The sequence below is a fragment of the Streptomyces sp. NPDC053493 genome (assembly GCF_044544825.1).
In the GTDB taxonomy this organism is placed as follows: Bacteria; Actinomycetota; Actinomycetes; order Streptomycetales; family Streptomycetaceae; genus Streptomyces.
Genome location: NZ_JBITXS010000006.1, coordinates 295,713 through 320,932, shown reverse-complemented (window position 1 = coordinate 320,932; position 25,220 = coordinate 295,713). Strand labels below are relative to the sequence as shown.

Sequence of the window (25,220 nt, the reverse complement as noted above, 5' to 3'; positions counted from 1 at the left end):
GGCCCCACGCGGCCAACCGCCGGGGCCGGTGCCCGCCCGCGCTCAGAGGCCCAGGCGGGCCCGCAGTCCGGTCGCGCGGTCGTCCGTGGCCACCGAGGCCGCGCCGTCCGTGACCGTCTCGTAGACCGCCAGGACGTCCGCGCCGACCGTCGACCAGTCGAAGCGCCGGACGTGCGCGGAGCCCCGCTCGCGCAGCTCCTCGCGGCGGGCCTCGTCGCCGAGGAGGGCGATCGCACGGGCGGCGAGGTCGTCGCCGTCCTCGTTGGTGAACAGCTCGCCGGCGGCGCCCTGGTCGAGGACCTGCGCGAAGGCGTCGAGGTCGGCGGCCAGGACGGGCGCGCCGGCCGAGAGGGCCTCCACGAGGATGATGCCGAAGCTCTCGCCGCCGGTGTTGGGCGCGACGTACACGTCGACGCTGCGCAGCAGTCGGGCCTTGTCCTCGTCGCTGACCATCCCGAGGAACTCGACCCGGGCGCGCATCTCGCGCGGCAGCGAGGCCACCGCCTCCTCCTCGTCGCCGCGGCCGGCCACCAGCAGCCGGGTGTCGGGGCGTTCGGCGAGGATCTTCGGCAGGGCCCGCATCAGCACCGGCAGGCCCTTCCTGGGCTCGTCGATCCGGCCGATGAAGCCGAGCGTGCCGCCCTGCCACTCCTTCTTCGGTTCGGCCCGCGCGAAGAAGTCGACGTCGACGCCGTTCGGGATGACGACGGCGTCGCCGCCGAGGTGCTCGACCAGCGTCCGCCGCGCGTACTCGCTCACCGCGATCCGCGCGCTGATCTTCTCCAGCGCGGGCTGGAGGATCGGATACGCGGCGATCATCGCCCGCGAGCGCGGGTTGGAGGTGTGGAAGGTGGCCACGATCGGCCCCTGCGCCGCCCAGCAGGTGAGCAGCCCGAGCGACGGCGACGTCGGCTCGTGGATGTGCACGACGTCGAAGGTGCCGTCGTGCAGCCAGCGCCGCACCCGGGCCGCCGACAGGAAGCCGAAGTTGAGCCGGGCCACGGAGCCGTTGTACGGCACGGGCACGGCGCGCCCGGCCGAGACGACGTACGGCGGGAGCGGTGTCTCGTCGTCGGCGGGAGCGAGCACGGAGACCTCGTGACCGAGCCGGATCAGGTGTTCGGCGAGGTCACGGATGTGGAACTGGACGCCGCCCGGCACGTCCCACGAGTACGGGCAGACGATGCCGATTCTCAAGGGCGCCGTTCCTCCAGATCCGCGAGCCACAGTCGCTGCAGCATGTGCCAGTCCTCCGGGTGGTCGGCGATGCCCTCGGCGAAGACGTCGGCGAGGGCCTGTGTCATGGAGGACGTCTTCTCGGCGCGGGTGCCTGACTCGGGCACCTCGACGGGCGCGTGCACCCGTCCGCGCATGACGTCGCTGTCGTCGTACCAGAGCGTCACGGGCAGCAGCAGCGCGCCGGTCTGCTGGGCGAGCATCGCGGGCCCCGCGGGCATCCGGGCCTTCTCGCCGAAGAAGGAGACCTCGACGCCGGAGGCGGACAGGTCGCGGTCGGCGACGAGGCAGACGAGGCCGCCGGCCCGCAGCCGCCGCGCGAGGGTGCCGAACGCGGCGCCGCCGGTGTGCGGCAGCACCTCCATGCCGAGCGACTCGCGGTAGGCGACGAAACGGTCGTACAGCGACTCGGGCTTGAGCCGCTCGGCGACGGTGGTGAAGGGCACGCCGAGGGCGCGGGTGACCCACACGCCGGCGAGGTCCCAGTTGCCCATGTGCGGCAGGGCGAGGATGACGCCGCGGTCGGAGGCGAGCCCGTCGGTCAGGTGGTGGACGTCCTTGGGGTCGAAGCTGCTCGCGGCGCGCTCCCGGCTCCAGGTGGGCAGCCGGAAGGACTCCATCCAGTAGCGCATGTACGAGCGCATGCCGGCCTTCGACAGCTCCCGCAGCCGCTCCGGGGAGGCGTCGGGCACGACCCGCGCGAGGTTCGACTCCAGGCGCAGGACGCTCTTGCCGCGCCGCTTCCACGCGGTGTCGGCGATCCGCCGGCCGAGGCCTCTGGCCACCGGCTCGGGCAGCTTCTTCACGGTGGCCCAGCCGAGGCCGTACAGACCGTCGCTGACCGTGTCCTTGAGTCCGCTCATGACGTCGCCTCGCTCCCCCGGGAGGCGGCGTCCGCCTCCGCCGCTTCCCTGCGTACGGTCACGACCCGCTGTCCCAGGGTCACGGCCGAGCCGGCCGCCACGATCCACAGGGCGACGGGCAGCAGGACCTGGATGCCGGGCACGCCGAAGGTGTGCAGTCCGGCGAGACCGGCCGCGACCAGCGAGATCACCAGGCGCTCGGCCCGCTCGACGAGTCCGTTGACGGCGACCGGCAGGCCGATCGATTCTCCGCGCGCCTTGGTGTAGGACACGACCTGGCCGCTGGCCAGGCAGAAGATCGACACGGCGCACAGCACGTTGTCGTCGCCGCCGCCGGCGTACCAGAGGGCGAAGCCGCCGAAGATCGCGCCGTCGGCGACCCGGTCGAGCGTGGAGTCGAGGAAGGCGCCCCAGCGGCTGGAGATGCCCGCCTGCCGGGCCATGTTGCCGTCGACGAGGTCCGAGAACACGAACAGGGTGATGACGATGGTGCCCCAGAAGAACTCGCCGCGGGGGAAGAAGACCAGCGCGCCGGCCACGACTCCCGCGGTGCCGAGGAGCGTGACGGTGTCGGGGCTGACGCCCCGGCGGAGCAGAAACGCGGCGAACGGTGTGAGGACACGCGTGAAAAACGCACGCGCGTACTTGTTCAGCATGGCCCTGTGGCCTTCCCGAGGTTCGTGGGCCGCGCGGCCCCTACGGCCACCGGCTCGCCCATCGTAGCCACGCGGGCCCTCGCCGGAGCGGCGGCACCCGCCCGCCGCGTCGGGACCCGTGCGCGGGCCGGGCGCGCGTACGACGTATGGACGCACCGTGACGTCGGTGCAAAGCTCGAAGGACAACCGCGGGCATCGCCGGAGCCGCAGCCGGCGGCCGAGCCGCCGCACCACTCCCCCGCGCCCGCGTCCCCCACCTCACCGTACGAGCGGTACGAGCAGTCGGGAGGAACATCATGGGCGACAAGGCGAACCCCCACGGAGCCGCCGGCAGGGCTCCAACGGCCGACCGGCCCTCGGCCGTGCGGAACGTGGTGCTGGTCGGCCACAGCGGATCGGGCAAGACGACCCTCGTCGAGGCCCTGGCCCAGACCGCGGGCGCGGTCAACCGGGCCGGGCGCGTCGAGGACGGCGGGACGGTCTCCGACTACGACGAGATCGAGCACCGCCAGCAGCGTTCCGTACAGCTCTCCCTCGTCCCGGTCGAATGGGACGGGTACAAGATCAATCTTCTGGACACACCCGGATACGCCGACTTCGTCGGGGAGCTGAGGGCCGGTCTGCGCGCCGCGGACGCGGCCCTCTTCGTCGTCTCGGCGGCGCAGGAGGCCGACGCGGTGGTCGGCTCGACCCGGGCGGTGTGGGAGGAGTGCGCCGCGGTCGGCATGCCCCGGGCCATCGTCGTGACGCATCTGGACACGGCCCGCACCGACTACACGCGGCTGACCGAGCTGCTCGCCTCGCTCTTCGGCGGCGACGATCCCGACGCCGTACTGCCGCTGTACCTGCCCGTGCGCGGCGCGGAGGGCGCCGACGGGCACGCGCCGGCGACGGGTCTGGTGGGCCTGCTGTCGGAGCGGATCTTCGACTACTCCACCGGGGTACGGCGGGAGGATCCGCCCGACGAGGCGCAGCGGCCGCCGCTCGACGAGGCCCGGGCCCGGCTGATCGAGGGGATCATCGCCGAGAGCGAGGACGAGACGCTGATGGACCGCTATCTCGGCGGCGAGCGGATCGACCTCAAGACACTGATCGACGACCTGGAGAAGGCGGTCGCGCGCGGCACCTTCCATCCGGTGCTCGCCGCGGCGCCGGCGGCGGACGGCGGGAAGCAGGGCCTCGGCACGGTCGAGCTGCTCGAGCTGATCACCGGCGGCTTCCCCAGCCCGCTAGAGCGCGAGGCGCCGGCCGTGACGACGCCGGAGGGCGCCGCCCGCCCGGCGCTCACCTGCGACCCGGACGGGCCGCTGGTCGCCGAGGTCGTGAAGACCTCCTCGGACCCGTACGTGGGCCGGATCTCGCTGGTGCGGGTGTTCTCCGGCACGCTGCGGCCCGACGTGACCGTGCACGTCTCGGGCCACGGGCTCGCGGACCGCGGCCACGAGGATCACGACGTCGACGAGCGGGTGGGCGCGCTGACCTCGCCGTTCGGCAAGCAGCAGCGCACCCTCGCCCACTGCGTGGCCGGTGATCTCGCCTGTGTGGGCAAGCTGGCCCGGGCGGAGACGGGCGACACGCTGTCGGCGAAGGACGCACCGCTGCTGATGGAGCCGTGGTCGATGCCGGAGCCGCTGCTGCCGCTGGCCATCGAGGCGCACAGCAAGGCCGACGAGGACCGGCTCTCGCAGGGCCTGGCCCGGCTGGTCGCCGAGGACCCGACGATGCGCCTGGAGCAGAACCAGGACACCCACCAGGTGGTGCTGTGGTGCCTGGGCGAGGCGCACGCGGACGTGGCCCTGGAGCGGCTGCGCGGCCGCTACGGCGTCCAGGTCGACACGGTGCCGCACAAGGTGTCGCTGCGCGAGACCTTCGGCGCCCCGTCGGCCGGGCGCGGCCGGCACGTGAAGCAGTCGGGCGGGCACGGCCAGTACGCGATCTGCGAGATCGACGTGGAGCCGCTGCCGGCGGGCAGCGGCATCGAGTTCGTCGACAAGGTGGTCGGCGGGGCCGTGCCGCGCCAGTTCATCCCGTCCGTCGAGAAGGGCGTGCGGGCGCAGGCGGCCCGCGGCGTGGCGGCCGGATATCCGCTGGTCGACATCCGCGTCACCCTGCGCGACGGCAAGGCGCACTCGGTGGACTCCTCCGACGCGGCCTTCCAGACGGCGGGCGCGCTGGCCCTGCGGGAGGCGGCGGCCGACGTGCCGATCCACCTCCTGGAGCCGGTGGCCGAGGTGCAGGTGCTGGTCCCGGACGACTACGTGGGTCCGGTGATGAGCGATCTGTCGGGCCGGCGCGGCCGGGTGGTCGGCACCGAACAGGCGGGCGCCGGGCGGACGGTGGTGCGCGCGGAGGTGCCGGAGATCGAGATCGGGCGGTACGCGATCGACCTGCGGTCCGTCTCGCACGGCACGGGCAGCTTCGACCGGACCTACGCCCGGCACGAGGCGATGCCCGCGCACCTGGCGGAGAAGGTCCGCGAGAAGGCGGAGAAGGCTGCGTGAGCGACGGCGGCGCGGGGCCGCGGTCCTGACGGGCTGACAGCCGGGTGCCGTCCGCCGACTTCCCCGCGGCGGGCGGCATCCGGCCGACCCCTCACGCATCCGGCCGACCCCTCGCGCTCCGGTGACGCATCCGTCGTCGCCCGGTTACGCTGTGGTGCCCAGCTCAGAAGGTGTGCGGGGCGCGGCAGTTGGGAACAGCCCGCACAGGGAAACCGTGGCGATGGGGGCGGCAGTGACGATCGGCAGTTTCGGACCCGGGGCGCAGATTCCCCTTCAGGGCTCGGACGCGCAGACGGCGGCGACCCATGCCCTCGCCTCGGCCGCGTACCGCGACAGCCCGGTCGAGACGATCCTGGAAGCGAACAACGAGTGGCACAAGTCCACGGTCAAGGAAGGGAAATGGAAGAAGCTCTTCCGTCCCGACCTCGGTGAGGCCTTCTCCCGCGCCGTCCAGGTCCGCATGCTCGGCGGCGCCCGCAAGCCGCTCATCCAGTCCTTCGGCGCCGACCCGCAGCCCGTCGTCGAGCACTGCCTGGCCGCCTCCGGCATCCGCAGGCAGCGCGACATCAGGCTGACGCTGGTGACGGTGCTGTTCGGCGTGCTGTTCCTGCCCGGACTGCTGCTCTGGCTCGGCGTGATCCAGCTCCGCCGGCTCGCCGCGGGCTCGGAGAACCGGCGCACCAGCGCCATCGGCACGGCCCTGATGGTCGCCGCCGGTTTCGTCGCGCTGATGTTCCTGGTCAAGCTGCCGTTCGACGGGATCCTGCCGAACTATCTGCGCGCCATGATCGTGGCGCCGGTCGTCGGCTGGTTCCTGGCCCGCCGGATCTGCGAGAAGACCGCCGTCGAGCTGCGCGATCGCTGGACGGCGCTGCTCAGCGGCGGCGGCATCGGCGCCTCCGTCCCGCAGGCCGTGCCGAAGGACCCGACCGAGAAGACCGCCGAGGAACTGCGGCTCAACCTGGAGAAGCTCGGCGCCGAGCAGCAGTCCAACATCGTCTTCTACGCGGGCCCCAAGGGAATACTGGGCATGGGCACCCGCTGGGGCAGCTGGACCCTCGCCGAGGAGCTGGTCCCGCGCGACGGCAAGGAGATCCACGACTTCCGCGCCTGGGACGTCGTCCGCCAGATCCACACCGAGCTGACGCTGCTCGAACGCGGCTCCCTGAAGACCGGCTTCCCCAAGCCGACGGTCAAGCACTGGATCGTCTCGCCGGTCGGCGAGGGCGCCGACGAGGTCGCCCGCCCCGAGGGCGAGAACATCGTCGCCTACCAGGTGAAGCCGCACGAGATACAGCGCATCTGCAACGACCAGCAGTTCGGCGCCGGCAACCGCCACTACCTGGGCGTCCAGTTCACGCTCTGGGACGGCCAGCTGGTCCTCACCATGATGGTGACGGTCACCTCGCTGCACCACACGCTGCGCGTCGAGGTCACCGGCCACGCGCTCGGCCCGGTCCACGGCCTGTTCACCACCAAGCCGAAGGCGAAGACCAGGGAGGTCTCCAAGACCGTCAGGTTCTGGGAGACCAAGGAGATCAAGCTGCCGCTGACCGACACGGACGACGTGGTGCGCCAGGCCGTGCGCGCGCCGCTCACCTGGTTCCCGCCGGTGCTGGACTTCCTCGGCGGCAAGCTGGTCCTGCCGGAGCCCTTCGGCCTGCGCCACGCCTGGGCCGGGCAGCCCTGGCGGCACCGCTTCATGGCGGACGACGCGATCCGCGCGGCCACGCCGGTGCTGCGCGCGGTCCACGCCGCGACCATCAGGGTTCTCGACGATCACGGCGTGGACACCGAGCGCTTCACCAACCGCTCGCTGATCCTCAGCGGCGGCATCCAGGACCCGGGCCCGAAGAAGGCCGACCTCTACGACGCGTGAAGGAGGCCACCCCGCAGCAGGCCGTACGGATCAGAGGCCGGCCGGCCAGGCGTCGGCCAGCATCGTGCGGGTGTCGGCCAGCAGCTGCGGCAGCACCTTGGTGTGGCCGACCACCGGCATGAAGTTGGTGTCGCCGCCCCAGCGGGGCACGACGTGCTGGTGCAGATGGGCGGCGATCCCGGCGCCGGCGACCGTGCCCTGGTTCATGCCGATGTTGAAGCCGTGCGCGCCCGAGGCCGCGCGCAGCGCGACCATGGCCCGCTTGGTGAACTCGGCGAGCTCGGTGGTCTCGGGCTCGTCGAGGTCCGTGTAGTCGGCGACATGGCGGTAGGGGACGACCATCAGGTGGCCGCCGTTGTACGGGTAGAGGTTGAGCACCGCGTACACGCTCGTGCCGCGCGCGATCACCAGGCCGTCCTCGTCCGACTTCGCCGGGATCGTGCAGAAGGGACAGCCGTCCTCGGCCCCCGGCCCGGTGGGCTTGTTCTCGCCCTGGATGTAGGCCATCCGGTGAGGCGTCCACAGGCGCTGGAACGCGTCCTGCGTCCCCACTCCGATCTGCTGTTCCGGCTCAGTCGTCATGCTGTGCAGCATATTGCTTCGCCCGTTCGGAACGTGTCGCCGGGGCAGCGGATCCGTGCACGGGCCATGCTGATCAGATGAGCGCCAGGACGCCGAAGACACCGGAGCAGGAACGCTGGGAGCGACGGATGGAGGGCCCGCTCGCGGCGGCGTCGCTCGTCTTCCTCGCCGGCTACGCGATCCGCGTCCTCGCCCACGGCCGGCTCTCCCAGGGCTGGCTCGACCTCTGCCTGGCCCTCGTCTACGGCTCCTGGGCGGTGTTCGCCGTCGACTACGCCGTACGGCTCCGGCTGAGCCGGCTCGGCCTGCCCCGCTTCGTGCGCCGCAACCTCCTGGACGCGGTCGTCGTGGTGCTGCCGCTGCTGCGCCCGCTCCAGGTGGTCACCATCTACGACCGGGTGCAGCGCCGCCACGACAAGCCGCGGCTGACGCTCTACGCCCGGGTGATGGCGTACGCGGGACTCACGGCGGCCCTGCTCGGCTTCGCGGGCGCGCTGTCCGTCTACCACGTCGAGCACGGCGCTCCGGGTGCGACGATCCGCACCTTCGGCGACTCGGTGTGGTGGACCTGCGCGACCCTGGCCACCGTGGGCTACGGCGACGTGGCGCCGGTGACGCCGCTCGGGCGGCTAGTGGCCGTGGGCCTGATGGCCTGCGGTCTGGCGCTGCTCGGCGCGGTGACGGGCTCGTTCTCGTCGTGGCTGATCCAGGTCTTCACGCGGGAGGACGAGCGCGGGGACGGCGGGAGGCCCCCGGACGGTCCGGGGGCCTCCTGAGCGTGGAGCGGGCCGGTCAGACCTGGACGCGGTCCTCGACGATCTTGGCGATCTTGGCGATGGCCTCGTCGACCGGAATGCCGTTCTCCTGCGAACCGTCGCGGTAGCGGAAGGAGACGGCGCCGTTGGCCATGTCCTCGTCGCCTGCGATGATCATGAACGGCACCTTCTGCTTCTGCGCGTTCCGGATCTTCTTCTGCATCCGGTCGGAGGAGGCGTCGACCTCCACCCGCAGGCCCTGCTTCTTCGCCTTGGCGGCGAACTCGGCGAGGTAGTCCACGTGCGCGTCGCCGATCGGGATGCCGATCGCCTGCACCGGGGCCAGCCAGGCCGGGAAGGCACCCGCGTAGTGCTCCAGGAGCACGGCGAAGAAGCGCTCGATCGAGCCGAACAGCGCGCGGTGGATCATGACCGGGCGCTGCTTGGTGCCGTCCGGGGCGGTGTACTCCAGGTCGAAGCGCTCCGGCAGGTTGAAGTCCAGCTGGACGGTCGACATCTGCCAGGTACGGCCGATGGCGTCGCGCGCCTGCACCGAGATCTTCGGGCCGTAGAACGCGGCGCCGCCCGGGTCGGGGGTGAGCGGCAGGCCCTGCTTCTCGGCGACCTGCTGGAGGACCGCGGTGGCCTCCTCCCACACCTCGTCGGAGCCGACGTACTTCTCGGGGTCCTTGGTGGACAGCTCCAGGTAGAAGTCGGTCAGACCGTAGTCGCGGAGCAGGTTGAGGACGAAGGTGAGCGTCTTGTCGAGCTCGTCCGCCATCTGCTCGCGGGTGCAGTAGATGTGCGCGTCGTCCTGGGTGAAGCCGCGGGCCCGGGTCAGGCCGTGCACGACGCCGGACTTCTCGTACCGGTACACGGTGCCGAACTCGAACAGGCGCAGCGGCAGCTCACGGTAGGAGCGTCCGCGCGCGTCGAAGATCAGGTTGTGCATCGGGCAGTTCATGGGCTTGAGGTAGTAGTCCACGCCCTCGTCGAGCTGCATGGGCGGGTACATGCCCTCGGCGTACCAGTCGAGGTGGCCCGACTTCTCGAAGAGCTTGCCCTTGGTCGCGTGCGGCGAGTAGACGAACTCGTAGCCCTCCTCCTCGTGCCGGCGGCGCGAGTAGTCCTCCATGACCCGGCGGATGATGCCGCCCTTGGGGTGGAAGACGGCGAGGCCGGAGCCGATCTCGTCCGGGATGGAGAACAGGTCGAGCTCGTTGCCGAGCTTGCGGTGGTCGCGCTTCTCGGCCTCGGCGAGGAAGTCGAGGTGGGCCTTCAGCTCCTCCTTCGACGGCCACGCGGTGCCGTAGATGCGCTGCAGCATCGGGTTCTTCTCGCTGCCGCGCCAGTAGGCGGCGGCGTTGCGCATCAGCTTGAAGGCCGGGATGTTGCGGGTGGTCGGCAGGTGCGGACCACGGCACAGGTCCTTCCAGCACAGCTCGCCGGTCTTGGCGTCGAGGTTGTCGTAGATGGTCAGCTCGCCGCCGCCCACCTCGACGTTCGCGCCGTCGTCGGTCGACGCGGCGCCCTTGATGCCGATGAGCTCCAGCTTGTACGGCTCGGCCGCGAGCTCCTCGCGGGCCTCCTCGTCGCTGACCACGCGGCGGGCGAAGCGCTGGCCGCGCTTCTGGATCTCCTGCATCTTCTTCTCGATGGCCTTGAGATCCTCGGGCGTGAACGGCTTCTCGACGTCGAAGTCGTAGTAGAAGCCGTCGCGGACCGGCGGGCCGATGCCCAGCTTGGCCTCCGGGAACAGCTCCTGCACGGCCTGGGCCATGACGTGCGCGGTGGAGTGGCGCAGGATGTTCAGACCGTCCTCGGAGGAGATCTCCACGCCCTCGACGACATCGCCCTCGGCGAGCTCGTACGACAGGTCCTTCAGCTCGCCCGCGACACGGGCGGCGATGACGGTGCGGTCGTCGGCGAACAGGGCGCCGGCCGTGGTGCCCGCGCTCACCGTCCTCTCCTCAGATCCCGAGGCGGACTGGACGGTCACACGGACTTCAGACACGGGTGCTCCATACATAGGGGCGCAGGCAGACACGAGGTGCCGGCGCCGGCGGCGCGCGGCAGAGACGAGGTGCCGCGCAGCCTTGATCCTACCGGGGCACCCCGGCCCCGCTCCTCCCTCACCCGGCCCGCGCGGATCTCCTCGGCTGTCGGCCGCGCCGCACGGATCCGGGTCCTCGCCCGGCCCGCGCGGGCCGCCCTACGCGTCGGCCGGCCCGCACGGGTCCTCGAAGAAGGCCGTGCGCTCGGCGTTCTCGTGGAGCGCCTTCATCAGCCGGTCCCGTTCGGCGTCGTCGACCTGCACCGGCGCGACCTCGGTGGCGTCGGTCAGCCGGCGGAAGCCGCCCCGGCTCTCCAGGCGGCCGACGACGCGGATCGGCAGTCCGGCCAGGTGGGCGTGGCCGGCGGTGCGGTAGCCGTCCTCGTCGAGCGCGACGCGCACGTGTCCGACCTCGGCGCCGACGAGGACGCGCAGCCGCACGGTGCCGTCGCCGCGCGGGCCCGAGCGGCGCATGCGGACCACGGCGCCGGTGATCCGTACCGGTACGGAGGGCTCGTCGGTCAGATAGCGGGCGCCGGCCTCGCGCAGGGCCGGCAGGTCGCCAGGCGAGAACTCCACGGGCTCGGGGCGGGCGGCGCAGCCCTCGGGCGTGCCGGCGGCCGGCGACCAGGCGAGCGCGATGCTGGCGCCCTCGGTGCCGCGCACGAGCGCGACCAGGGCCTCGGTGAGTTCGCGGCTCACACCGGCCTCGACGGCGGTGTCGAAGGCCTCCATGCCGCCGGTCGCCCGCTGGTAGTCGACGGCCTCGCTGGCCGCGTAGAGGGCGTGGTAGAGCCGCACCGAGACGGCCCGGCCCGGGTCGACGGGCAGGAAGGCGGTCAGTCCGCGCCCGCCGGGCGCGGCGCCGACGACGACGTTCTCCAGGGCGGCCTGGGCCTGCCGCCGGTGCCGGGCCCCGTGGTAGCCGGCCCGGGCGCGCACGGCGAGGGCGCCGGCGAGCAGCAGCCCGCGGGCGGCGGCCCTGAGCTGTTCCTGCACGGGCCAGGGCACGGCGCCGGCCGGGCCCGGCGGCACGTCGCGCCACCAGCGGATCTCGTCGCTGGGCACGGCGAGGCCGGTGAGGACCTCGCGGGCGGAGGGCGCGGCGCTGTGGGCGAGGGCGGTGAGCGCCTCGCCGATCAGGTCCTCGCAGTCGGGAAAGGCGCGGCTCTCCGGGACGAGGAGGCTGGTGCCCCGGCCGCCGGCGGCCTCGGACCCGGGCGGCGTCCAGCGGGTGTAGCGGCCGGCGGCCCCGCCGCGCCGCCGCCAGCCGTGCCGGGCGAGCAGCGCGCCGAGGACCCGGGGATCGACCCGGGCGGGGTCGGGCGTGTCGCCGGCGTCGGCCCAGGGGCCGAGCGGCGGGGCCGGGATTCCGGTCCAGGGGCCGGGGAGTTCGCCGGGCGCCGGGTGGGGATGGGGCCGGAAGGGCGGTGGGAGCGACGGGCCGGGGCCGTGGCCGGCCCCGTTCTCCGGTTCGTCGATCGGGCGGTGCATCAGGGTCTCCCTCCCACGCCGACCCGGGCCATGATCTCGCAGAGCGCCCGGTCGTCGAAGATCCGTGCCGTCGGGATGCGCACGGTGGTCCTTCGGCGTCCTGTGACCGGGTGGCCGGCCAGGTTGATCCAGTAGCAGCAGTGCCGCAGGTCGAGCCGGTCGTGCCCGGCCCTCAGCCAGTCGTCCCGGTCGCGCGGCACGAGCATCACGACCAGGATCTTGTGCACCGCCACGGGCGTGCGGGCGAGTTTCACCAGGTGCTCGTTGTCGAGCGTGAACGAGAACGCGGAGGCTCCGGCCTCCGCCGTGCGCGGCGGTATCTGGTAGGTGCACTTGAGCTGCACCTTGATGGTGACCTCGTCGTCCACGGTGTGGCCGGGAGCGCTGTGGCTCACGTGCCAGTCGATGCCGTTGTCCGGAAACGGCTGCGACAGCGAGCAGCCCGCCGCCGCCGCGACCGCGTGGAGATACCCGACCTGGAGCGTCTCCATGCAGGCGGTGGTGGCGAGTGAGCCGCGCAGCGGTGCTGCCCGCTGGGGCGGCAGCCCTCCCGATTCGGGCTGGGCGAGCGCCATGTCAGTTCCCTTCCCCGTCACCTGTGTTGTGACCGGTCCGCGTACGGCGCAAACAGCCCGGGTATCAACGATTCGGGCAGGGGGATGGCCATCTGCCGCGCACGTGCGAGGAGTTCGGGGATGACGACGGACTGGTACGAGGGGCCCCTGGCCGCATTCGACACGGAGACCACGGGAGTCGACGTCGAGGAGGACCGGATCGTGTCCGCCGCCCTCGTCGTCCAGGACGCCGCGGGCATGCGCCCGCGGGTGACGCGCTGGCTGGTGAACCCGGGCGTGCCGGTGCCGCCCGAGGCCACCGCCGTACACGGACTGACGGACGATCACCTCCAGCGCAACGGGCGGTGGCCGTCGCCGGTGGTGGAGGAGGTGGCCCGCGCGATAGCCGAACAGAGCGCCGCGGGACGGCCGTTGGTGGTGATGAACGCTCCGTTCGACCTGACGATCCTGGACCGCGAGCTGCGCCGGCACCGGGCGTCCTCGCTGGGCCGCTATCTGGAGCACGTGCCGCTGAGCGTGCTCGACCCGCGGGTCATCGACAAGCACCTGGACCGCTACCGCAAGGGACGGCGGACGCTGACGGACCTGTGCGACCAGTACGGGGTGGAGCTGGACGGCGCGCACGACGCGGCGGCGGACGCGCGGGCGGCGATGGACGTCGTACGGGCGGTGGGGCGGCGTTTCGCCTCGCGCCTGGCCCGGCTGACGCCGGCCGAGCTGCACACGCTGCAGGCGGTGTGGCACGCGGCCCAGGCGCGCGGCCTGCAGGCGTGGTTCGCGCGGCAGGGCACGCCGGAGACGGTGGACCCGGCGTGGCCGCTGCGTCCGGAGCTGCGGACGGCGGCGTGATCGCCTGCCGTGCACGGCGGCGCGCACGTGTGCGTCGACGGCGGCGCGGACGCAAGAAGGCCGGTCCGTCGAGTGACGGACCGGCCTTTCCCGGTGGGCGATACTGGGATCGAACCAGTGACCCCTTCGGTGTGAACGAAGTGCTCTCCCGCTGAGCTAATCGCCCGGGCAACGCGTTGAACCATACAGGTCCGACGCGGCTTCGTTCAAACCGGCGGCGGCGAGGCGCGCAGGCGGGCGCTCAGTCCGCGGCGGCCGCCGCGCATCATCAGGACGTGGTTGGCGCGGAACAGCGGCCGTCCCGGGACGGCGAGCGCGCGCATCAGCGGGCTGCGGACCTCGACCTCCTGCTCGTAGAGCGCGTGGGTGCCGGCGCCTTCGGGCAGGGCGGTGAGCGTCCAGCGGGCCCAGCCGTCCAGGTCGCCCCGCATCCCGATCTCCAGGACGCCGGCGACGGGATCGCGGCGCCGGGCCTCCGCGGTGACGACGAGGTCGTACGGGAGCAGCGAGCGGAAGCGGGCGGTGCCGGTGCGGTCGTCGACGGGGACGACCTCGCGGACCTGGGGCCACCAGGAGGGGTAGTCCTCGGCGCGCTCGAGCACGGCGTAGACGGCGGCGGGCGCGGCCGGGACGCGCCAGACGCTGCGGAAGCGGTAGCGACACCAGTCCATGGCTCCAGTGTGGGCTACTCAGGCCCGGATCTGAGTACCCGTGCGCATACCCTCCCGCCGTGTCCGGCGCCACACTCCGCCTATGGACACTCCCCTGCCTCCCGCGGAAGAGCTGCGGCTCGTCGACCGCGAACTGGCCCGACTCGACGCCCGCCGGGCTCAGTTGCTGACCCGCCGGGACTGGCTGCTGCGGGTGCTCCACCCGCCGGTGGCGGCTCCGGCGCCGACGGCCCCGCGCGCGCCGGAGACGGCCCCGCGCAGCGCCCAGAACGTGCTGCTCACCCTCGGCGGTGTGCTGCTGGCCGTCGCCGCGGTCGCCTTCACCCTGGTGAGCTGGGGCTCGATGGGCATCGGCGGGCGGGCGGCCGTGCTGGGCGTCGCCACCACGGCGGCGCTGGCCGCGCCGGTGGCGCTGCTCCGCAAGGGCCTGGTGTCCACGGCGGAGTCGGTGGCCGCGCTGGGCCTCGTGCTGACGCTGCTCGACGCGTACGCCCTGCACCGGGTGGCGCTCGCGGACACCGACGGCCTGGCGTACGCGGCGGTGGCCGCGGCCGTCCTCGCGGCCCTCTGGACGGCGTACGGATCCGTCCTGCCCCGCCTGCGGCTCCCGCTCCCTGCGGCCGTGACCGCCGCCCAACTCCCGCTCCCGCTCGCGGCCTTGGCCCTCGGCGGCGGCATCACTCCTCTCGCCTGGGCCACCCTGGCCACCGCCGCGCTCGACCTCGCCGTCGTCCTGTACACGCAGCGCGGCCCGGGCCGCGAGGCCGCCGCCGAGGCGACGGAGCCGGGCGCGGAGGCGCCGGCCGGCGAGGCGAGCGCGACGAGCACGGACTCCGCCCCTGGCCTGGCGGCCTCCGGCGCGACCGCGCCGGGGCCGGACACGCGGTCCTCTGGCCCTGCCGGCGCCGTCGACGGCGTCACGGAGCCGGGCGCGGGACCGGCCACGGGTCGCGCGGCCGGTCTCGGTGCGCGACTGTTCCTCGTCCGCGTGACCGCCGCCGTCGGGGCCACCGCTCTGGGCATCTGGTCGCTGGTGACAAGTGGGACGCTCTCCTTCACCTCTCCCGGTCAGGCCGCCCCGCTCCTCCTCGCCTGCGCGGCGCTGCTGCTGCTCGCCGCCGTCCGCCTCCCGGCCGTCGCCCTGGCCTCCTCTACGGTGGCGGGCCTGTCCGTGATCGCCGCGGCGGGCGGACTGCTGCGGTCGGTGCTCCCGGGCGCGTGGGTGGTGCCGGGCTACGCGCTGTGCGGCGCGGTCCTGACCGCGGCGGCGCTGTGGCGCGGCCTCGGCGCGGTGCGCGCGGCCGGGGCCCGTTCCGGCGCGGTGCGCCAGGGGCTCGGCGCGGCGGGGGCCGGAGCGCTGGCGCTCGGCGTCGCGTGGAGCCTGCCGCCGGTCGCCGCCGGGGGGCTCGGATCGGTGGTGCGCACCACGGGCGTGTGGTCGGGAGCCCACGGCGAGCGGATGCTCGCCGACTACCCGGCGACGGCGCCGCTGGTGCTGCTGCTCGCGGCCGTCGCGCTCGCGCTGGTGCCGCACCTGTGGGCACGGAGCGGCGCGCTGGTCCTCGGCTGGGCGCTGCTGACCGGCCTGCCGGTGTCGCTGGGTCTGTCGTACGGCGCGACGCTCGCGCTCCAGCTGGTGACCGCGACAGCGGCGCTCGGGGCCGGTGCGCGCCCCCGGGCGCTGGTACGCGGGCTCGCCGAGGCTCCGGCCGCGCCGGAGGCCACGCCGCCGGTCGGGCCCGGCTGGGGACCGCTCCCCGCGGCGCCGGCCGCGCGGAGCGCCGAGCCCTCGGCCGTCGTCGGATGGATCGCCTTCGCGGGCGGTCTCGCCTCGGCCGTCGCGGCCGCGGCGCTCGCGCTGGACGTGCGGGCGGCGACCTTCGTGGCGCTGGGTGTGCTCGCCGTGCTGTTCGCCGGGGTGGCCGTGCTCGCGGCCGGTGGCCGGCGTCTGGTCGGCGCCTGTGGCGCCGTGCTCGCGGTGGCCGGTCTGGTCGGCGCGGGAGCGGCGGCCGGGCGCCTGGACGCCGCGGTGAGCGGGCTCGTCCTGCTCGCGGTGCCCGCCGCCACCGCCGCGGCCGGCGCGCGACTGCGGCGCCACCCGGTGGCCGTCGCGGTGGAGGGCACGGGCGCGGCCGTGGCGCTGTGCGCGCTGGCGCTGGCCGCCGGGCGGCCCGCGCTGCTGGCGCTCGCGCTCGCCCTGACCGGTGTGATCGCCGCGGCGACGGCGGTCCGCCCGGAGCGGCGCCCGGTCGCCTCCTGGGTCGCGGCGGCGCTCTTCCTGTCGGCGACGTGGGTGCGACTCGCGGTCTGGGAGGTCACGACGCCGGAGGCGTACACGCTGCCCGTGACCGTCCCGGCCCTGGTGGTGGGCGTGCTGCGGCGGCGCCGCGACGCGGAGGCCTCGTCCTGGACGGCGTACGGGCCGGGGCTCGCGGCGACGCTGGTGCCGAGCCTCTTCGCGGCCTGGACCGACCCGCACTGGGTGCGCCCGCTGCTCCTGGGGCTCGCGGCGCTCGGCGTGACGCTGGCCGGCGCGCGGTTCCGGCTGCAGGCTCCGCTGCTGCTCGGCGGCTCGGTGCTCGCCCTCGACGTGCTGCACGAGCTGGCGCCGTACGTGGTGCAGGTGGTGGGCGCGCTGCCGCGCTGGCTGCCGCCGGCCCTGGCCGGTCTGCTGCTGCTCGCGGTGGGCGCGACGTACGAGCAGCGGCTGCGCGACGCCCGCCGGCTGCGGGAGCGGCTGGTCCGGATGCGCTGAGCGGCGCCGGGCGGCCGCGGGGCGGTGGAACGCCGAGGGCCCGGAGACGGTGTCGTCTCCGGGCCCTCGGTCCGGGTGGTGGGCGATACTGGGTTCGAACCAGTGACCTCTTCGGTGTGAACGAAGCGCTCTCCCACTGAGCTAATCGCCCGGGCGCACCGCAAACATTACCGCATGTCAGCGGGGCTGCCGCACCACCCTCGGGTCACTGGTCGATCTTCCACGGCATGACGAAGCCGAACTTCCAGAGGTAGACCCCGAGCAGAGCGGCGATGATCACCAGCCCGATCGTGGTGAGGATGATGTTGCGGCGCCGGACCTTGGGGTCGAGGGCGCGCTGCGCGGCCTCGGTGACCTTGCGCTTGGTCCAGCGCAGCACCAGCTGGGCCCAGACGAACTCGGTGGCCCAGATCGCCATGCCGGCGAAGATGACCAGCCAGCCCGGTCCGGGCAGCGGCAGCATCACGATGCCCGCGCCGACCACCGCGAGGCCGACGACGAAGACGCCCACCTGCCAGCTCACATGGAGCGTTCGGCGGGCCTTGATGAACTCGGGCGCCCGGGAGCCCAGTGGGGCTTCCTCGGTGCGGTCCTGGCCGTCGTCCCCGTTCGCCGCGGACGCCCCGGTGCGCTCGTCACTCTCCGCATTCATGGCCCCAACTTACCGGACGGCGTCGGCCCGCTGAAATGGCGGTATTACCCAAAGTTACACGCGTCCATACGAGCTACCTGAACGATCACAAAACAGACAGAGGGGTTTACAACGGCACCGTAGGTGGCATGTCGATTTCGCCGACGTGCGAATCCCCGAGCGCACACTGAGCGAAAGGCCCTGGCGCTTATGAACACCACGGTCAGCTGCGAGCTGCACCTGCGCCTCGTTGTGTCGAGCGAGTCCTCACTGCCTGTACCCGCGGGCCTGCGGTATGACACGGCCGATCCGTATGCCGTGCACGCCACCTTCCACACCGGAGCCGAGGAGACGGTCGAGTGGGTGTTCGCCCGCGACCTTCTCGCCGAGGGCCTGCACCGGCCCACCGGCACGGGCGACGTCCGTGTCTGGCCGTCGCGTAGCCACGGCCAGGGAGTCGTCTGCATCGCCCTGAGCTCACCAGAGGGCGAAGCCCTGCTCGAGGCCCCGGCGAGGGCCCTGGAGTCGTTCCTGAAGCGGACCGACGCTGCCGTGCCGCCCGGCACCGAGCACCGCCACTTCGACCTCGATACGGAGCTCTCCCACATCCTGGCCGACAGCTGAGCCAGGCCGAGAACCGCACGGCGCCGTCCGACTCGGGGCGACGGTGCCGCGCGGACAGCCGTACACGTCTTCCATCGGCGCCCTCCACCGCGCAGCCGGCGCGGTGCGGGGCGCCGATGCCCGTTTCCGGGTCGCGCTAAAGTCAGCGCAATTCCGCGGGCGCCCGCCCGCAGCCGGCCAGGGAGCGAATCGTGCTGATCCCCCACGACACCCGGATCGCCCTCGACACCGTCGTCGATCTGATGAACACCAGCCCGCAGGGCGACCGCGACGACGGACTCGGGGACGTCCAGGCGCTGCAGTCCTTCGTGCGCGCCCACAAGATCAGTGACGTCGGCGAACTCGGCGCGGAGGACCTGCGGGCCGTCCGGGAGGTGCGCGACCGCTTCACCGCCGTCTTCTCCGCGCCCGACGCCCGCATCGCGGCCACCCTGATCAACCAGCTGATCGCCGCCGCCGGCACCACGCCGCAGCTCACCGACCACGACGGCTACGACTGGCACGTGCACTACTTCGCGCCGGGCGCCTCCGTCGCCGACCACCTCGCGGCCGACTGCGGGATGGCCCTCGCGTTCATCGTCGTCGGCGGCGAGCAGGAGCGGCTGCGGCGCTGCGAGGCCCCGGACTGCGGCCGCGCCTTCGTCGACCTCTCCCGCAACCGCTCGCGCCGCTACTGCGACAGCCGCACCTGCGGCAACCGTCTGCACGTCGCCGCCTACCGGGCCCGCCGCAAGGAGGCCGCGGGCTGACCCACGCTCCCGGCAGAAGGCTCACAGCAGGAACAGATCGTGGACGGCGGCCATGAGCAGCAGACCGCCGATCACCGCCAGGAAGATCATCAGGGGTGGCTGCGAGAGCGCGAACAGACAGCCGCGCGGCTCGCCGACGGGAGTGAGCTCGTCACAGGGGGCAGGGGCGGGGACGGGAGCGGGGTCCCGAGAGGTATCCAGCATCTCGGGGGGATGATGGCGCACGGAGCGCCCCGACGATCTCGCAACACGCGCCGTGGCCGGGCCCGTTCACCCCATCCCGTGGCAGCACGAACGAGAAGCGACAGAAGCGGTCATATTCCGTGCTTCTTCAAAATCGCCTCGATGTCGCTGAAGTCCTCGTCGGCGGGCTTGGCCTGCGGCTTCGCGGTCGCGCCCGGTCGGCCCGCGCCGAGCGACGGCGCCGAAGCGGCGGGCGCCACGGCCTCGCGGCCCGCGCCCTGCGCGGTCTCCTTGCGGCCGGCCCTGCGCCGCTCCACCGCCCGGGTCGAGGAGAAGAGCAGCCAGGCCGCGCCGAGCACGCCGAAGCCGGCCCAGGCGGTCGGGCTGAAGGCCGTGTCCGCCAGCCACTCCACCGCCCCCGTCATCACCAGACCCAGCGGCACCAGCGCATAGGCGGCGATGCGGGCCGCGGTCAGGAACCGCTTGCGATACGCCGTGATCGCGGCGAGGCCCAGGCCCGCCGCGGACACCGCGGAGCAGATGGTCTCGGCGAGCATGCGGTCCTCCAGGTCCGGGGTGATACGTCCCTTCCATCCTGCACCGGCCCGGGCCGCCGCGGCCATGGTGCGAGGCCCGGATCAGGGAGATCTCCGGGTCGTCCCCCAGGGACCGGGTGGGAGACTCTTCCCATGAGCGAGTCCACCACCCCCGTCTCCCCGGTCGTCCTGGAAGCCTGGTTCGACCTCCAGTGCCCCGACTGCTTCAAGGCCCTCGACGACGTCCGCGCCCTGCGCGAGAAGTACGGCGAGCGCCTCGACGTGCAGTTGCGCCACTTCCCGCTGCCCAAGCACAAGCACGCCTACGCCGCCGCCCAGGCCGCCGAGGAGGCCTTCGCCCAGGGCAAGGGCTGGGAGTACGCCGAGACGCTGCTCGCCAGGACCGAGGAGCTCGGCGACCGCGGCGAGCCGGTCCTGCTGGACGTGGCGCGCGAACTGGGCCTGGACGCCGAGGAGTTCGACACCGCCCTCATCGACGGCCGGCACCTGCTCACGGTCGACGCGGACGAGGCCGAGGGCAAGGCCGTCAAGGTCACCGGCACCCCGACCTACGTCATCGGCGGCGAGCGGCTGGACGGCGGCCAGAGCCAGGACGGCCTGCGGGCCCGTATCGAGGAGATCGCCGACGGCCTCCTCACCTGACGTCGCCCGGGGCCCGACGCCCGACGCCCGACGCCTGGACACTCCTTAGAGCGGCTTGGCGCTGTTCACGTAGGTCGTGCGGTAGCCCAGCGACTCGTAGAGCCGGACGGCCGGGGTGTTGCCGGAGAAGACGTGCAGTCCGAGCCGGCGGTCCCCGGCCGCCAGCGCCACGCGCTCGGCGAGCAGCATCAGACCGCGCCCGTAGCCGTTGCCCCGCTGTCCCTCCGCGACCTCGACCTCGAAGACGAAGGCCGACCACCGCCCCGGCTCGGTCTCCAGCCGGCCGGTCCACAGATGGCCGACCACCTGCTCGTCCCGCACCGCGACGAGCACGCGGACGCCGGGAGTGGCGAGGCCCTGCGGGAGGAAGCGGCGGCGGCCGTCCTCGGCCTTCGCGAGCGCCTGGTCCTCCGGCACTCCCCGGTCGATCCAGCTCTGGGCGAAGGCGGCCATGGACCGCGCCGACCAGGCGGCGAACTCCGCCTCGGTGGCGGGCCGGTAGGCGAAGCCCTCCGGCAGCTCCGGCGGCGTCTTCGGCAGCTCCTTGACCATGTTCCGGCTGCGCTCGGTGTAGCCGAGCGAGCGGACCATCCGCAGCGCGGGCTCGGCGTCCGCCGGCACCGAGACCTGCACCTCGACGCAGCCCCAGCCGCGCAGCACCTCCTCGGCGGCGAGCGCGGCCACCGTACCCCGACCGCGCCGCCGGTCCGGCTCGTCGACCCGGAGCCGTTCGACGGTGCCCGAGGCGGCGCCGAAGGCCGGGTCGGTGGCGAGGTGGACGGAACCGACGCGGCGGCTGTTCACACAGATGTCGTACGTGCGCGAACGGCCGCCGTCGGCGGACTGCTGGAGCGGCTCGGACGGCCGCAGGGTGGTGGTCATCACCGGTGTTCTACCCACCCCGCGACGGCCCGTCATCCGGATTTCGGCCGGTCGACCCGACCGGTCCGGCGTCCTGACCGGCCCGGCGCCCCGCAGTCCCGGCCGGCCCGGCGCGCCCGCCGGCTCGCCGGACGGTCTCAGCCGAGCCGCGGGTCCCGGTCCCGGGCCGCCCGCTCCTCGAAGACCCGCATCGCCTTGGCCGTGACCGGGCCCGGCGCGCCGGCGAGCTCCCGGTCGTCGACCCGGTGCACCGCCTGGACGTCCCGGAGCGTCGAGGTCAGGAAGATCTCGTCGGCGCTCCGCAGGATCTCCAGCGGCAGGTCCGCCTCCTCCGCGCCGGTCCACTCCACGGCGAGGGCCCGGGTGATGCCCGCCAGGCAGCCCGAGGAGACCGGCGGCGTGAGGACGCGGCCGCCGACGACCACGAAGACGTTGGAGCCCGTGCCCTCGCAGAGCTGCCCGACGGTGTTGCCGAACAGCGCCTCGGAGGCGCCGTGCTCACGCGCCCGGGCGAGGGCGACGACGTTCTCGGCGTACGAGGTGGTCTTCAGGCCGGTGAGCGCGCCGCGCTCGTTGCGGGTCCACGGCACGGTGATCACGGCGGTGGAGTCCGGGCGCCGGCTCGTCTCGCCGAGGGCCACGACCAGGCTGGGGCCGGCGTCGCCGCGCTCGGAGCCGAGCGGCGAGAGGCCGCCGGTGTAGGTGATGCGCAGCCGGCCGAGCTCCATCGGATTGGCCTCGAGGACGGCGGCGCAGGCGCGGCGGACCTCGTCGAGGTCCGGGTCGGGCAGGCCGAGACCGCGGGCCGAGCGGGTCAGCCGCTCCAGGTGGAGGGTGAGGGCGAACGTTTCGCCACGCTCGGCCTTGACCGTCTCGAAGATGCCGTCGCCCACGGTCAGACCGTGGTCCAGGACCGACACCTGCGCGGTCCCGGCGTCGTGCAGTGCGCCGTTGACCCAGAGTTTCATCGCGTTGTGGCCTTTCCGCTCGCCTCGTACGCGCCGCTCGCCTCGTACCCGCCCGACGCTATCGCGACCAGCCGGGAGGCCTTCAGCTCGGTCTCCGCCCACTCGCGCTCCGGGTCGGAGCCCCAGGTGATGCCCGCGCCGGTGCCGAAGCGCAGCGCGCCCTCGGCGCGGTCGATCCAGAAGGTGCGTATGCCGACCGCGAGCTCGGCGGTGCGCCGGTCGGCGTCGACCCAGCCGATGCCGCCGCAGTAGGGGCCGCGCGGAGCGGTCTCCAGGGCGTCGATGATCCGCAGGGCGCTCGACTTGGGAGCGCCGGTCACGGAGCCGGGCGGGAAGGTGGCGGCGAGCAGCTCGCGCCAGCCGGCGTCCTCGCGCAGCTCGCCGCGGACCGTGGAGACCAGGTGCACGAGCCCGGGGTGCGGCTCGACGGCGCACAGCTCGGGCACGGTGACCGAGCCGGTGGCGCAGACGCGGCCCAGGTCGTTGCGGACCAGGTCCACGATCATCACGTTCTCGGCGTGGTCCTTCTCCAGGAGGTCCTCGGCGGTCCGGCCGGTGCCCTTGATGGGGCCGGACTCGACGGTGCGGCCGGTGCGCCGCAGGTAGAGCTCGGGAGAGGCGGTGGCGATCTCCACGCCGTGCGCGGGCAGCCGGATCGTTCCCGCGTACGGGGCCGGGTTGCCGCGTGCGAGGAGGGCGGTGAGCGCGTCGACGTCGGCGGCGGCCGGGTCGGGCAGCGGCGCGGACATCACTCGGCAGAGGTTGGCCTGATAGACCTCGCCGCGCGCGATGTGCTCGCGCACGCGGCGCACGCCCGCGGTGTACGCGGCGCGGTCGAGCGAGGACGTCCAGTCGCCGGCCGCGGGCCCCCGCCAAGCGCCGGGCACGGGCGCGGGGACCGGCGCGGGCCGGACGTCGCCGAAGCGGGCGCAGGTCAGACGGCCCTCGAAGTCCGCGCAGACGGCCCAGAAGCCGGAGGAGTCCAGGGCCTCGGGATCGTGGGTGACGTCCCGCAGGTCGGTGGCGAGGAGGCCGCCGAAGCGGGCCAGAGGAGCGAGGGGAAGCACTCTGTCGAGTCTAGGTGGATCCGGGCGTGGTCCGAGGGGCGCGAGGGACGGCTGGGCGCCACCTCGGGGACACGGGGAGTGAACGCCGTACGAACGCTCCCGGACGCCCCGGCCGGGGCGCAGGTCAGCACGCTGCGGAAACGCGTTTTTGTGCTGGCCCAGGAATCCGCTAGAGTTCAACACGTCGCCGGGACGCGCAAGCGAAACGGAAACGACAAGCGGACGTGGCTCAGTTGGTAGAGCATCACCTTGCCAAGGTGAGGGTCGCGAGTTCGAATCTCGTCGTCCGCTCGATGTGGGGGATCTTCCCGAACCCCCGTATTCACTCCTGGTGGAGTGGCCGAGAGGCGAGGCAACGGCCTGCAAAGCCGTCTACACGGGTTCAAATCCCGTCTCCACCTCCAAGGACGATTAGCTCAGCGGGAGAGCGCTTCCCTGACACGGAAGAGGTCACTGGTTCAATCCCAGTATCGTCCACTGGACCTTCGGGTCCTGGATCTCCGGATCCCCCGCGCGATTAGCTCAGCGGGAGAGCGCTTCCCTGACACGGAAGAGGTCACTGGTTCAATCCCAGTATCGCGCACGCAGTAACCGCACCCCCGGGTGTGCCCGCGCGATTAGCTCAGCGGGAGAGCGCTTCCCTGACACGGAAGAGGTCACTGGTTCAATCCCAGTATCGCGCACCATACACAAGAGCCCCCGGCCGCTTCTCGCGGCCGGGGGCTTCTTCGTGTCGCTCAGGAGGAGAAGAGCATCCGGCCGAAGCCGCGGTGCCCGTGGTGGCCGTGGTGACCGTGGTGTCCGCCCTGGTGCGGGGCGCCCCAGGCCGGGGCCGCGGGCTGCGCCGGGTAGGCCTGCGGCGGCGGGGCCTGCTGCACCCACTGCGACTCCAGGCGGGTCAGGGCCTCCAGCTCGCCGTAGTCCAGGAAGATGCCGCGGCAGCCGCTGCACTGCTCGATCTGGACGCCGTTGCGGTTGTAGGTGTGCATGGGCGCGTGGCACTTGGGACACTGCATGCTGGGCTCAACTCCCTGCCGTTCGAATGGTGCTCTCACTTTATGGGGACGCCGGCGGGGGCAACTCGGTTCGGAGCGAAGAGATTCGGGCGCACGTGTCGATCATCACGTGCTCCACCTCGTCCAGCGGGCGTCCCTCGGCGGTGGACTTGGCGAGGGCGAGCGCCGCGGTCTGGACGGTCAGGGCGCGGGCCGGGACGTCGAGCCTGACCCACGGGTCGCCACCGCGCGCCGCGCCGGCCGCGGGGCCGCCGGCCGCCGGGGCACCGGCGGACGGGGCACCGGTCGCGGTGCCGCCGGCCGCCTCGTACGCGCCGAGGAAGCGCGCCCAGACCTCCGGCGCGAGCAGCCCGGCCGCGAACCAGGCCGCCGGGCGGGCCAGGTCCCAGGCCGGGTCGCCGACGCCGAGGTCGTCGACGTCGATCAGGCGCCAGTGGGGCGCGCGCACCAGCTGGCCCAGGTGGAAGTCGCCGTGGCACAGGGCGAGCGGCCCGGCGCCGGCGGCCGGGGCCGGGACGGTGCGCCAGGCGCGCAGCACGGTGGCGGTGGCCGGGTGGTCCGGGGCCGCGCGGAGCATCCGCTCCACGGCGAGCGCCGCCTTCACCGGCGCCCGCATCGCCGGCAGCCTCGGCGGGGCGGGCGTCCGGTGCAGCCGGGCGAGGAGGCGGCCGGCCTCCTCCCACGGAGCCGCGTCCGGCGCCTCCGGGTCGACGGGAGTGCCGTACGGCCAGGCCGTGAGCGGGCGGTCGTCGAGGGCCGTCCGGGGACTCGGGAGCGGCGGCAGGAGGACGTCGGTGAGGGACGGCGCCGCCGCGACCGCCACCCGGGCGCGCAGCGGGGCCGTGTCGCTCCCGGGCGCGTGCGCCTTCAGGACGAGGCCGCCGTGGCGTACGACCGTTCCGTCGTCCCGGTCCGCGAGGACCCCGACCGGACACGGGCACGGCGCGGCCGCCGCCGCCGGGTGCGCGGCGGCGCGGGCCAGGGCGTGCAGCTGTACGAGAGCGGTCTCCTCCACGGGCAGGAGCCTACGGA

The 25,220-nt window shown here is 73.5% G+C and carries 24 protein-coding genes and 7 tRNA genes; 13 read left to right on the top strand and 18 right to left on the bottom strand.

The genetic code is table 11. From position 1 onward, the window contains the following. Positions 1 to 42: 42 nt before the first annotated feature. The 3 genes from ACIGO8_RS20055 to pgsA are packed head-to-tail and all read right to left on the bottom strand — an operon-like array spanning position 43 to position 2,755. Positions 43 to 1,197 (bottom strand): glycosyltransferase family 4 protein, encoded by a 1,155-nt coding sequence (locus tag ACIGO8_RS20055; protein ID WP_399732068.1) that lies wholly within the window; start codon positions 1,195 to 1,197, stop codon positions 43 to 45. Further along, positions 1,194 to 2,099, bottom strand: coding sequence for a phosphatidylinositol mannoside acyltransferase (locus ACIGO8_RS20050; protein WP_399732065.1), 906 nt, complete (start codon positions 2,097 to 2,099; stop codon positions 1,194 to 1,196). The genes ACIGO8_RS20055 and ACIGO8_RS20050 overlap by 4 nt, the downstream gene beginning before the upstream one ends. Beyond that, on the bottom strand, positions 2,096 to 2,755 hold the full coding sequence (pgsA, locus tag ACIGO8_RS20045; RefSeq protein ID WP_399732062.1) for a phosphatidylinositol phosphate synthase: 660 nt from the start codon (positions 2,753 to 2,755) through the stop codon (positions 2,096 to 2,098). Before pgsA ends, ACIGO8_RS20050 begins: the two co-directional genes overlap by 4 nt. Before the next feature lie 296 nt (positions 2,756 to 3,051). On the opposite strand from pgsA, the gene ACIGO8_RS20040 reads away from it, so the two are divergent. Both ACIGO8_RS20040 and ACIGO8_RS20035 read left to right on the top strand, forming a co-directional pair. Next, positions 3,052 to 5,256, top strand: coding sequence for an elongation factor G-like protein EF-G2 (locus ACIGO8_RS20040; RefSeq protein WP_399732059.1), 2,205 nt, complete (start codon positions 3,052 to 3,054; stop codon positions 5,254 to 5,256). A gap of 220 nt (positions 5,257 to 5,476) precedes the next feature. Beyond that, complete coding sequence (locus tag ACIGO8_RS20035) at positions 5,477 to 7,135, top strand: hypothetical protein (RefSeq protein WP_399732056.1); 1,659 nt, start codon at positions 5,477 to 5,479, stop codon at positions 7,133 to 7,135. A gap of 30 nt (positions 7,136 to 7,165) precedes the next feature. Here the strand turns inward: ACIGO8_RS20035 and ACIGO8_RS20030 are convergent, their stop codons facing one another. After that, on the bottom strand, positions 7,166 to 7,729 hold the full coding sequence (locus ACIGO8_RS20030; RefSeq protein ID WP_399732053.1) for an HIT family protein: 564 nt from the start codon (positions 7,727 to 7,729) through the stop codon (positions 7,166 to 7,168). Positions 7,730 to 7,794: 65 nt separating this feature from the next. Between ACIGO8_RS20030 and ACIGO8_RS20025 the strand changes: the two genes are divergently transcribed. Further along, positions 7,795 to 8,493, top strand: coding sequence for a potassium channel family protein (locus ACIGO8_RS20025; RefSeq protein WP_399732051.1), 699 nt, complete (start codon positions 7,795 to 7,797; stop codon positions 8,491 to 8,493). A gap of 16 nt (positions 8,494 to 8,509) precedes the next feature. Here the strand turns inward: ACIGO8_RS20025 and thrS are convergent, their stop codons facing one another. The 3 genes from thrS to ACIGO8_RS20010 all read right to left on the bottom strand — a co-directional run bounded on the left by thrS (position 8,510) and on the right by ACIGO8_RS20010 (position 12,594). Further along, positions 8,510 to 10,486, bottom strand: a complete 1,977-nt coding sequence (gene thrS / locus ACIGO8_RS20020; RefSeq protein ID WP_399732048.1) for a threonine--tRNA ligase — start codon at positions 10,484 to 10,486, stop codon at positions 8,510 to 8,512. A 198-nt stretch (positions 10,487 to 10,684) separates the two neighbouring features. Continuing rightward, the gene (locus ACIGO8_RS20015) at positions 10,685 to 12,019 is read right to left on the bottom strand and encodes a hypothetical protein (protein WP_399732045.1); all 1,335 of its coding nucleotides are present in this window, start codon (positions 12,017 to 12,019) and stop codon (positions 10,685 to 10,687) included. Further along, a complete protein-coding gene (locus ACIGO8_RS20010) occupies positions 12,019 to 12,594 on the bottom strand; it encodes a DUF4365 domain-containing protein (protein WP_399732042.1) in 576 nt (191 codons plus the stop codon). The genes ACIGO8_RS20015 and ACIGO8_RS20010 overlap by 1 nt, the downstream gene beginning before the upstream one ends. 120 nt (positions 12,595 to 12,714) lie before the next feature. On the opposite strand from ACIGO8_RS20010, the gene ACIGO8_RS20005 reads away from it, so the two are divergent. After that, positions 12,715 to 13,443, top strand: a complete 729-nt coding sequence (locus ACIGO8_RS20005) for a 3'-5' exonuclease (RefSeq protein ID WP_399732039.1) — start codon at positions 12,715 to 12,717, stop codon at positions 13,441 to 13,443. A gap of 94 nt (positions 13,444 to 13,537) precedes the next feature. On the opposite strand, the gene ACIGO8_RS20000 is transcribed toward ACIGO8_RS20005, so the two are convergent. Further along, a tRNA-Val gene (locus tag ACIGO8_RS20000) sits at positions 13,538 to 13,609 on the bottom strand. A gap of 40 nt (positions 13,610 to 13,649) precedes the next feature. Further along, positions 13,650 to 14,114 (bottom strand): SRPBCC family protein, encoded by a 465-nt coding sequence (locus ACIGO8_RS19995; RefSeq protein WP_399732036.1) that lies wholly within the window; start codon positions 14,112 to 14,114, stop codon positions 13,650 to 13,652. An 82-nt stretch (positions 14,115 to 14,196) separates the two neighbouring features. Between ACIGO8_RS19995 and ACIGO8_RS19990 the strand changes: the two genes are divergently transcribed. Further along, complete coding sequence (locus ACIGO8_RS19990) at positions 14,197 to 16,869, top strand: SCO7613 C-terminal domain-containing membrane protein (protein ID WP_399732033.1); 2,673 nt, start codon at positions 14,197 to 14,199, stop codon at positions 16,867 to 16,869. A gap of 76 nt (positions 16,870 to 16,945) precedes the next feature. Here ACIGO8_RS19990 and ACIGO8_RS19985 read toward each other — a convergent pair. After that, positions 16,946 to 17,020, bottom strand: a tRNA-Val gene (locus tag ACIGO8_RS19985). Between the two features lie 54 nt (positions 17,021 to 17,074). After that, positions 17,075 to 17,521 (bottom strand): TIGR02611 family protein, encoded by a 447-nt coding sequence (locus tag ACIGO8_RS19980; RefSeq protein ID WP_399732030.1) that lies wholly within the window; start codon positions 17,519 to 17,521, stop codon positions 17,075 to 17,077. 189 nt (positions 17,522 to 17,710) lie between these two features. Here ACIGO8_RS19980 and ACIGO8_RS19975 point away from each other — a divergent pair, with 189 nt between their 5' ends. Then, on the top strand, positions 17,711 to 18,124 hold the full coding sequence (locus ACIGO8_RS19975) for an SsgA family sporulation/cell division regulator (protein ID WP_015032345.1): 414 nt from the start codon (positions 17,711 to 17,713) through the stop codon (positions 18,122 to 18,124). 191 nt (positions 18,125 to 18,315) lie between these two features. Then, positions 18,316 to 18,873, top strand: coding sequence for a CGNR zinc finger domain-containing protein (locus ACIGO8_RS19970; RefSeq protein ID WP_399732027.1), 558 nt, complete (start codon positions 18,316 to 18,318; stop codon positions 18,871 to 18,873). A 21-nt stretch (positions 18,874 to 18,894) separates the two neighbouring features. Here the strand turns inward: ACIGO8_RS19970 and ACIGO8_RS19965 are convergent, their stop codons facing one another. Beyond that, on the bottom strand, positions 18,895 to 19,077 hold the full coding sequence (locus tag ACIGO8_RS19965; protein WP_399732024.1) for a hypothetical protein: 183 nt from the start codon (positions 19,075 to 19,077) through the stop codon (positions 18,895 to 18,897). Positions 19,078 to 19,187: 110 nt separating this feature from the next. Beyond that, positions 19,188 to 19,613 carry a hypothetical protein gene (locus ACIGO8_RS19960; RefSeq protein WP_399732022.1) on the bottom strand — a complete coding sequence of 142 codons (426 nt, stop codon included), beginning with the start codon at positions 19,611 to 19,613 and terminating at the stop codon, positions 19,188 to 19,190. A gap of 132 nt (positions 19,614 to 19,745) precedes the next feature. Between ACIGO8_RS19960 and ACIGO8_RS19955 the strand changes: the two genes are divergently transcribed. Beyond that, entirely contained in the window at positions 19,746 to 20,255 is a 510-nt protein-coding gene (locus ACIGO8_RS19955) for a DsbA family protein (protein ID WP_399732020.1), read from the top strand. A gap of 45 nt (positions 20,256 to 20,300) precedes the next feature. Here the strand turns inward: ACIGO8_RS19955 and ACIGO8_RS19950 are convergent, their stop codons facing one another. The 3 genes from ACIGO8_RS19950 to ACIGO8_RS19940 form a co-directional block, all read right to left on the bottom strand. Further along, positions 20,301 to 21,137 carry a GNAT family N-acetyltransferase gene (locus tag ACIGO8_RS19950; protein ID WP_399732017.1) on the bottom strand — a complete coding sequence of 279 codons (837 nt, stop codon included), beginning with the start codon at positions 21,135 to 21,137 and terminating at the stop codon, positions 20,301 to 20,303. Between the two features lie 137 nt (positions 21,138 to 21,274). Next, a complete protein-coding gene (locus ACIGO8_RS19945; RefSeq protein ID WP_399732014.1) occupies positions 21,275 to 22,105 on the bottom strand; it encodes an aminotransferase class IV in 831 nt (276 codons plus the stop codon). Then, positions 22,102 to 23,172 (bottom strand): chorismate-binding protein, encoded by a 1,071-nt coding sequence (locus tag ACIGO8_RS19940; protein WP_399732011.1) that lies wholly within the window; start codon positions 23,170 to 23,172, stop codon positions 22,102 to 22,104. The genes ACIGO8_RS19945 and ACIGO8_RS19940 overlap by 4 nt, the downstream gene beginning before the upstream one ends. Positions 23,173 to 23,390: 218 nt before the next feature. Between ACIGO8_RS19940 and ACIGO8_RS19935 the strand changes: the two genes are divergently transcribed. From ACIGO8_RS19935 to ACIGO8_RS19915, 5 genes are all read left to right on the top strand, one after another. Further along, a tRNA-Gly gene (locus ACIGO8_RS19935) sits at positions 23,391 to 23,463 on the top strand. Positions 23,464 to 23,502: 39 nt separating this feature from the next. Next, a tRNA-Cys gene (locus ACIGO8_RS19930) sits at positions 23,503 to 23,576 on the top strand. A 1-nt stretch (position 23,577) separates the two neighbouring features. Next, positions 23,578 to 23,649 (top strand) — tRNA-Val (locus tag ACIGO8_RS19925). Positions 23,650 to 23,683: 34 nt separating this feature from the next. Then, positions 23,684 to 23,755: transfer RNA gene (locus ACIGO8_RS19920), tRNA-Val, on the top strand. A 28-nt stretch (positions 23,756 to 23,783) separates the two neighbouring features. Beyond that, positions 23,784 to 23,858, top strand: a tRNA-Val gene (locus ACIGO8_RS19915). 51 nt (positions 23,859 to 23,909) lie between these two features. On the opposite strand, the gene ACIGO8_RS19910 is transcribed toward ACIGO8_RS19915, so the two are convergent. After that, complete coding sequence (locus ACIGO8_RS19910; protein WP_399732009.1) at positions 23,910 to 24,188, bottom strand: zf-TFIIB domain-containing protein; 279 nt, start codon at positions 24,186 to 24,188, stop codon at positions 23,910 to 23,912. 40 nt (positions 24,189 to 24,228) lie between these two features. Then, on the bottom strand, positions 24,229 to 25,203 hold the full coding sequence (locus tag ACIGO8_RS19905) for a phosphotransferase (protein WP_399732006.1): 975 nt from the start codon (positions 25,201 to 25,203) through the stop codon (positions 24,229 to 24,231). Positions 25,204 to 25,220 lie beyond the last annotated feature (17 nt).